At 43.7% G+C, this 6,000-nt stretch carries 3 protein-coding genes and 1 riboswitch; all 3 genes read left to right on the top strand.

Translation table 11 applies throughout. The annotated features are described in order from the left end of the window. The first annotated feature begins 422 nt into the window (after nt 1–422). A riboswitch (cobalamin riboswitch) is annotated at nt 423–633 on the top strand. A 342-nt stretch (nt 634–975) separates the two neighbouring features. The 3 genes from ACTNEW_RS12635 to ACTNEW_RS12625 all read left to right on the top strand — a co-directional run bounded on the left by ACTNEW_RS12635 (nt 976) and on the right by ACTNEW_RS12625 (nt 5,949). Further along, nucleotides 976–2,217, top strand: a complete 1,242-nt coding sequence (locus ACTNEW_RS12635) for a sirohydrochlorin cobaltochelatase (RefSeq protein ID WP_441061573.1) — start codon at nt 976–978, stop codon at nt 2,215–2,217. Between the two features lie 154 nt (nt 2,218–2,371). Next, the gene (locus ACTNEW_RS12630) at nt 2,372–3,010 is read left to right on the top strand and encodes a hypothetical protein (protein ID WP_441061570.1); all 639 of its coding nucleotides are present in this window, start codon (nt 2,372–2,374) and stop codon (nt 3,008–3,010) included. Beyond that, nucleotides 3,007–5,949: a hypothetical protein gene (locus ACTNEW_RS12625; RefSeq protein WP_441061568.1), complete on the top strand. Its 2,943-nt coding sequence runs from the start codon at nt 3,007–3,009 to the stop codon at nt 5,947–5,949. Before ACTNEW_RS12630 ends, ACTNEW_RS12625 begins: the two co-directional genes overlap by 4 nt. The last annotated feature ends 51 nt before the right edge of the window (nt 5,950–6,000 follow it).

Here is a 6,000-nt window from a genome sequence, read left to right as displayed (position 1 = left end):
GCTGTCTGAGCCTACGGCGAGTTCACGAATCCGGTCCACGTTTTTAGCGAAAAACGGAAAGTCTTAGTACTTCTTAAGCCCCGAAGCCCGCACAGGAACAGGAAGTATCTGCCTGCCGCAGCCCCTGGAGGGGTTCCTCTTTCGCGTACGGTTTTTCACATCTCACTTCACAGTGTATCGCACTGAACCTAAGTTCCGGAGAAAACCATACGCATAGTAAAACTCGAAGAATTCTCACATACAGTTGCTGAACTAAAGCACTCTTTAATCTATAATATCGCTTGGGCGAAAAAGCAGATAAATGCAGCGTATCATCCTCTGATAAAAATAACTCTGCGATCATATTGTAAATTCACAATTATGATCAATATTTTTGAAAACTACTTGAGCTTTGCAGAAAAATGTGATATGCTAGGGAAAATTGAATAACGAAAACAACAGGTGACAGATTTTGTTCAGATAAAATGGACAATTCATGTATAATAGGGAAACAGGTGAGAATCCTGTACGATCTCGTCACTGTATTTAAGGAGTACAAGACTATGTGAATGGACACAGTCACTGGGAAACCGGGAAGGCTGTCTTGTATGTAGAATTATAAGCCAGGAGACCTGCCTGTTGTTGGTACGGGAACATGATGTTCCAGATCACGAGTAATTGATTGTACCGAGTGGAAGAGCATGAATCTGTTTTTCCTGATACGATCCTTTTACCTATGGTGAGAGGATTTTTTTTATATCATAAGAAAATACGAAGCATTTTCCTGTAATATAAAAAAATCCTTCTGGTGGGATTCTTTTTAATACATTATTTGATGTACTGGAGTATAGAAAGGTGAAATGGAGATACTTTCACAACTTGTAGGACAAGATGAAAATATCTGCTCATGTTGTCGTACCTTACAAAATTGCTGATGCAAAATTTGAACATACATCAGAAACATTATTTTTCTCACAGGTAAGGAGGAGACAAAACATGAGAAACAAAGCATTTAGAGCACTGGCATTAGGACTTTCTGCAACTACCCTGATGATGATGGGAACTGTACCGACTTTTGCAGAGGAAGAAACAGCTGTAGAGGCAGAGGCTGATACTGAGGAAACAGGAGAAGAGACAGCAGAGGAAGGCGCAGACGCAGACCAGGAAGCAGCTGACAATGTTGCAGCACTGATCGATAAGATTTATGTTCAGGAAAGAACGGAAACTACAGACGAGGACTGTGTAGCTGCAAAAGAAGCCTGGGATGCTCTGACAGATGCTCAGAAAGAACTGGTAGAAGGCGAAGAAGCAAGCCCGGATTATTTCGGACTGGATACCGGTGATGCGTCTGCTGATGATGCACTGAACCAGGATGAAATCGGTGAAAATGAGCTTCTGGTAGTAAGCTTTGGTACTTCCTATAATGACAGCCGTGTAGAAGATATCAAAGGAATTGAAGATGCTCTGAAGGAAGCTTATCCGGACTGGTCTGTAAGAAGAGCATTCACTGCACAGATTATCATCAACCACGTACAGGCAAGAGATGGTGAGGCCATTGATAATATGCAGCAGGCACTGGACCGCGCAGCAGCAAATGGTGTTAAGAATCTGGTAGTACAGCCGACTCATCTGATGCATGGTGCAGAGTATGATGAAATGAGAGAAGCTCTGGAAGAATATCAGGATCAGTTTGAATCAATCGCCATTGCAGAACCTCTTCTTGGTGAGGTTGGCGATGACGCAACGGTTATCAATGCTGATAAAGAAGCAGTAGCCAAAGCTGTTACAGATGCAGCAGTTGCAGATGCAGGATATGAGAGTATGGAAAAAGCAGCAGAAGACGGTGTGGCATTTGTATTTATGGGACACGGAACTTCTCATACAGCAAAGATAAGCTACAGCCAGATGCAGACACAGATGGATGAACTGGGATTTGCCAATGCATTCATTGGTACTGTAGAGGGTGAACCTGAAGATACGGCATGTGAAGCAGTCATTGACAAAGTAAAAGAAGCCGGATACACAAAGGTTATTCTTCGTCCTCTTATGGTAGTAGCAGGTGATCATGCAAACAACGACATGGCAGGTGTTGAAGAAGATTCCTGGAAGAGCTTGTTTGAGGCATCCGGAAATTTTGACAGTGTAAATGCTCAGATTGCTGGTCTTGGAAGAATTGATGCAGTAAAACAGCTTTATGTAGACCATGCAAAAGCAGCAATCGATTCTCTGGCAGAGTAAAGGAAGTTGTTATAAGATGCTGCGGCTGTTTTCTGATAAAGATACCGGATAGGAGAACGGTCACATAATGAGAAAATACGACTGTGAACAATAAAAAATACTGCCCGGAATCAATCTGCTGATTTCCGGGCAGTTGTTGTAGGAGGATAAATGAATGAAAAGAAGATGCGTGATGTTGTTTACTGTATTTGCTGTGTGCATTTCTGCTGTAACGGGAGGTTATCATACTGTTCTGGCAGAAGATGCTCAGGAAGAAACTGCGGAAGTATCTCCGGAGGAGACGGAAGAGGCAAAAGCGGAGGATGGTGTATTGGAAGACGGTGTTTACAGTGCGGAATTTGATACAGACAGCAGTATGTTCCATGTAAACGAGGCTAATGAAGGACGGGGCATTCTGACTGTAAAAGATGGAAAGATGACTCTGCATGTAAGCCTTGCTTCGAAAAGTATTGTGAATCTTTTTGTCGGACTGGCAGAAGATGCACAGAAAGATGGGGCAGAGCTTCTTAAGCCGACTACCGATACCGTTACATACAGTGACGGAATCACAGAAGAAGTGTATGGCTTTGATATCCCGATCCAGGCTCTTGATGAGGAATTTGACCTGGCATTGATTGGGACAAAGGGGAAATGGTATGACCATAAAGTCAGCGTTACAGATCCCAAGCCGGAAGAATCTGCGGAGACAGGGGAAGCAGAATTTCAGGAAGAACTGAATCTGGAAGATGGAATCTATACAATTGAAGTCAAAGATTCAAAATACAGAGTAATTGAGTCAGGAGAAGAAAAATGAAAAGAAATTCCAGAAAGTTCCTGGCGCTGTTTCTGACAGCAGCGGTGTCCATTACTCCGGCAGCTTATTCTTATGCTTCGGATCAGGAAGTAACTGCTGAGGAAAAACAAACACAGGAACAGAATGAAAAAACAGAAGGGACACAGATCAAAAGTAATACATCCGTTGAGGGGAGTAATGCAGAGGAAGCTTCCGTAGATCAGGACGATAATACCGAAAAAAATACCGCAGAGGATTCGAAAGAAAAAGAAGATTCAGCAGATACAGACAGTGAAAAAGACGATAAAGAAAAGCCTGATTCTGCGAATGAAACATCGGAAGCGGAAGAAAATAATGATGCGGATGAAGAATCGGAAGCAGATGGAAATAATGCAGCGGATGAAAAATCGGAAGCGGAAGGAAATAAGGAAGAGGCGGCGGAAGAAGCCGGGAGTGCGGATACCCCCATGCTTCAGAGCATTGTTGTCGATGATGCTGTATATGAAGACGGAGATTACAACATTGACATTACCAGTTCTTTCCGTATGTTTCGAATTGCAAAAGTAACCGCAACGGTAAGTGGTGAGAAAATCACAGTTACTCTTGACAGTGCCAATGCAACGTATGACAGGATTTATCTTGGATCTGCAGCCGATGCGGAAAAGAGCAGTTTTATTCAGGGAACCTCTAATGGAGACGGATATCGTTATGTTTTTGAGCTTCCTGTTGAGAAAATGGGACAGACGATTACTTTTGTTCCCGGAAAATCAGCAGACGGAAGCTGGTATACAACCAAAGAATGTTTCCTGACGGTTCCGAAGGTCATGACAAAAGATGAAACAGAGTCCACACCTGCCCCCACTGTGGAACCTACGCAGGCACCAACCCCTGTTCCAACAGAAGCACCTGATCCGACTCCTACGGAAGCACCCTCCATAGAACCGGATGCATCTGTGGACGATGCGGGAATGAAACTGGAAAAGGAAGACGGAAACGAGTTTAAGATGTTTGTCATTACAGATTCTTCCGCAAAATTATATGGGGATCAGATTGAAGTGACCATTTCTACAGAAAAGCAGAACTATGATAAGCTTTATCTGGGAAGCTATACAGACGAAAATAAAGAAAATATCATTACCGGTGTGCCGAATGAAAAAGGTGGTTACACCTATACCTTTACCGTCCCTGCAGAGAAAGGTGGTCAGAAGGTGAACGTTGCAATCTGTGCTCTGTCCAGCGGCAACTGGTATGCCAAGGGGGAACTGACGCTTACCATTCCGGAATTGACAAAAACGCCGGAAGAAACACCAACTGTAACTCCGGTACCGACAGAAGCACCGACTGTGACACCACAAGCAACGCCGACACCTGTTCCTGCACAGAAACCGGAAATACTGGAAGATGGAAAATATACGGTTAATGTAGAATCCAGTTCTTCTATGTTTCGTGTAGTAAACTGTGAACTGACATCCCAAAAAGGAAAAATGACAGCGGTTGTTACTCTCAGCGGTGTCGGATATGATTATCTGTTTGCAGGAACTGCCGCTCAGGCCGCTGCAGCCGGAGAGTCTTCCTGGGTTAAATTCAAAGAAAACGAAGAGGGACAGTATACATTCCGGATTCCGGTCAGTACTCTTGATGAGGGAATCAGCATTGCAGCACATTCCGTAAAAAATGATACCTGGTATGACAGAACTCTTACCTTTAAAACAGAAGGCATGGTAAAAATTGATACCGAAAATCCGGAGAAACCGGTTACTCCAACTGCAGCACCGACACCTTCTCCAACGCCGGTTCCGGATGATAAACCGGAGAGTGAATCCGCACACGAATCCGATCTGAGCGGTTCCACATCTGCAGTGGATAATTCCACAAGCCTGCCGGATGGTGTGTATACTCCGGATCGTTTCACCTGGTCAGGAGGAAGCGGACGTACCAATATTTCCTGCAGTAAGGTAACCATCAGCGGCGGAAAAGCGTATGCAACGATTTCCTTCAGCAGTACATCTTTTGTCTATGTAAAGGCAGCCGGAAATCAGTATACAGGAGCCGGAACGTTTACCATTCCGGTAACATTGAATCAGAATAATACGATTATCGGTATGACTACCAAGATGTCCGTACCTCACGAGATTACTTATCATATTTTTGTATATCTGGCAGGTGCTGATAAAAAAGGAACGGACAGCACAGATTCTTCTAATCCATCTTCCGAGGACAGTATGATCTCTACCGGTAATCTGAAGCTTGATGAAACGGCACCGGAAATTATCGGTCTGAATCTGGAATCAGAAGAGAAACTGGAATATGCGGAATATTTTAAGATTTTCCATTATGAAAATGATATTACTCTTCTGGAAATTGATATGGTAAGTGATACCGAACGTACCGCAGAAACTCTGGAGGATACAGAACAGGATTCCACTGCGGCTTCTGATGTTTCAGAAACAGAGGAGCAGCATGCAGAAGACGGTTCTTCAGAAGAAGCTGCCACAGCAACTGATACAACAGAAGAACTGTACAGCGGAAATGTAGTAAAATATCTGATCGTTCCGGAAAATCAGGAAGTACCGGCAGGACTTGACAAGGATACCATTATTGTGAGACAGCCGCTGGAGAAAATTTACAGCACTTCCGAGGCAGGCAGGGATACCCTGGAACAGCTGAAACTTCAGGATTTCATCGCTTCGGAAGGTGATTATACAGATATGGAATTCCGTGACATTATTCAGAATGAATGTGATCTTGTGATTCTTCCGGCAGATGTTCTGAAAAGTGAAGAGGGAGAGCAGATTCTGAAAGAAACGGCCCGGAAAATGTCACTTCTTAATATCCCAATGATCGTGGACCGTTCCGAAGACGAAGAGAATGAAATGGCAAAAGCAGAATGGCTGAAAGCGTATGGCGTACTGTTTGATTGCAGTGACCTTGCAGCAGAACTGATCAGTGAAGAAAAATAAGAAACAGGTTATTAAGTGAAAGCTGCTGTAATGGCAGCTTTCCTGATTCCT

Origin of the sequence: Blautia sp. HCP3S3_G3 (genome assembly GCF_052063365.1) — a bacterium.
Taxonomy (GTDB): domain Bacteria; phylum Bacillota; class Clostridia; order Lachnospirales; family Lachnospiraceae; genus Blautia_A.
The sequence above is the reverse complement of the archived record's forward strand: the minus strand, read 5'-3'. Positions and strand labels throughout refer to the sequence as shown.